The organism is Microcystis sp. LE19-10.1B, assembly GCF_027530565.1.
Classification (GTDB): Bacteria; Cyanobacteriota; Cyanobacteriia; order Cyanobacteriales; family Microcystaceae; genus Microcystis; species Microcystis aeruginosa.
On record NZ_JAPZQM010000408.1, the window covers coordinates 1 to 2,188 of the forward strand.

At 43.7% G+C, this 2,188-nt stretch carries 2 protein-coding genes; one reads left to right on the forward strand and one right to left on the reverse strand.

The window, feature by feature from the left end; genetic code table 11:
- On the reverse strand, window positions 1–64 hold a 64-nt coding region (locus O9332_RS14875; RefSeq protein WP_271948249.1), incomplete at its 3' end, for an IS630 transposase-related protein.
- 262 nt (window positions 65–326) lie between these two features.
- On the opposite strand from O9332_RS14875, the gene O9332_RS14880 reads away from it, so the two are divergent.
- Complete coding sequence (locus O9332_RS14880; protein WP_002761390.1) at window positions 327–1,943, forward strand: AAA-like domain-containing protein; 1,617 nt, start codon at window positions 327–329, stop codon at window positions 1,941–1,943.
- Window positions 1,944–2,188: the final 245 nt, after the last annotated feature.

Consider the following 2,188-nt stretch of genomic DNA (forward strand, 5'->3'; position numbering starts at 1 on the left):
TTATGCTTCCCCCATTCTCTACATAATCGATTACTTTTTTTCTCAAGTCTAGGCTATAAGACATTTTTCTGTATGGGTTGCTCGTTTCTCTTGATTTTACCTTATTTTTCCCTCGTCTCACACTTATTTGAAATGACTATACTCCTTCAGTGAGGGTGCAAAGCTTGTCTCCAACCCCGTAGGGAAGATTAGGGAATGGTGAGGTTTTAAGTTGTAGTAGTATAGTATAACAAGTTAGACGAGAAAACGGTTTTTTTGAAAAACCCCGTTTTCTGAAATCAATAGGTTGAAAAAAACCGGTTTCTGAAATCTTAAAACTGAGAGCCATGATTTTACCTAATCCAGACCTATCATCCACACCGCTCGATGTATTTATTTCTTACTCTCACCGGGATGAGAAACTGCGGGAAACTTTGGGACTTCACCTCGCGTCATTACAAAGACAGGGAGTAATTAAATCATGGCACGATCGCAAAATTAGTGCTGGAACAGAGTGGAGACAAGCCATTGATGAAAATCTCAATTCAGCCGAGATTATTCTGTTGTTGATTAGTGAAAACTTTATCGCTTCTGACTACTGTTATGATCTTGAAATGGAACGGGCGATCGCACGGCATGATGCGGGGGAGGCGCGGGTGATTCCGATTATTTTGAAGCCGGTGGATTGGAGTGGTGCGCCTTTTGGTAAGTTGCAAGCTTTGCCAAAAAATGCCAAGCCTGTGACGACTTGGAGTAATCGGGGTGAGGCGTTTTTAAATATTGCTGAGGGGATTCGCCACGCGGCAATGGAAATGGCGACAGTGTTAACTGACAAACAGCCTACTGTCTTGCCAGAGCCGCAACAATCCGCAAAAGCCACTGAGATGCCAACGCAATCGGAACCCCTCAAGCCAACAGTTACTCCAGACAAGATACAACAGGAAATTAGCTTGGAATCTCCAGAAGGACAAGTTAGCATTGACTCTCGCTTTTATATTACTTCCCCTTACGAAGAACGGTGCTATGAGGAAATTCAAAAGCCTGGCTCCCTGATTCGGATTAAATCGCCCCACAATATGGGCAAATCGTCCCTGATGGCGAAGGTACTTGCCCAAGCATCTCAACTAGGCTATCGTGCGGTAACGATCGATCTGGAACAGACCAATCAAAAGTTCTTTGACGATCTCGACAAGTTCATGCAGTGGTTTTGTGCGTCGGTGGGTAAACCACTAGGAGTAAGGGTCAAGATTGAAGAGTATTGGGATGATATTTTTGGAGCGAACGATAACAGTACGGATTATTTTGAGAAGTATTTATTAGAGGGGGACGATCGCCCGTTGGTGTTGGCGATCGATAACTTTGATCGCATCTTTAAATACGCAGATATCGAGACGGATTTATGCGGATTATTGCGCGGCTGGCATGAAAGTTCCAAGATTAAAAAACTGTGGCAGAAATTGCGGCTGATCATCGTCCATTCTCAAGAGTCCTATGCCCAACGGGATATCAATCAATCGCCTTTTAATGTGGGGTTGCCCATCGAATTGGGAGAGTTTACGCCTGAACAGGTACAGGAGTTGGTAGCACGGCACGGATTAACTTGGACAGAGGGGGAACTCGAACAATTTATGGGGTTAATTGGAGGGCATCCCTACATGGTGCGCTCGGCACTCTATCACATTGCAGCGGGGGATCTTTCTTTGGCGGAATTTTTGCGGACGGCTCCCACAGAAGCGGGAATTTACAGCGATTATCTGCGGGGACATTTGAAGACTTTGGAAGATTATCCTGAACTGGGGGCAGCCATGAAATTGGTTATTACTTCTGAAGCGCCGGTACGTTTGCGGTCTGAGGAGTCGTTTAAACTGGACAGTATGGGATTAGTGGTGCGGGTTGATAATAATGTGAAACCTCGCTGCGATCTTTATCGTCAGTATTTTTGCGATCGCTTGGGAGGAAATTAAATAAAAACACTTTATTGTAAACTAGATTTGGCGATTAGAGATGTGATTTATAATTCATTTTTTGAAGAGCCAATCGGACAAATTTTAATCGAAGATGAAAATCTGGCTCTTCGGTTTGTGTTATGCAATGGACGGGGGTTATAAGGGATGGAACCCTTATAGAGAAAGGCATTTAGCGATTTTTGTCAATTGTTTTTTATCTAGAGCGAACTAATCAATTAAGTCTCTTGCCAGATAAGGATTTA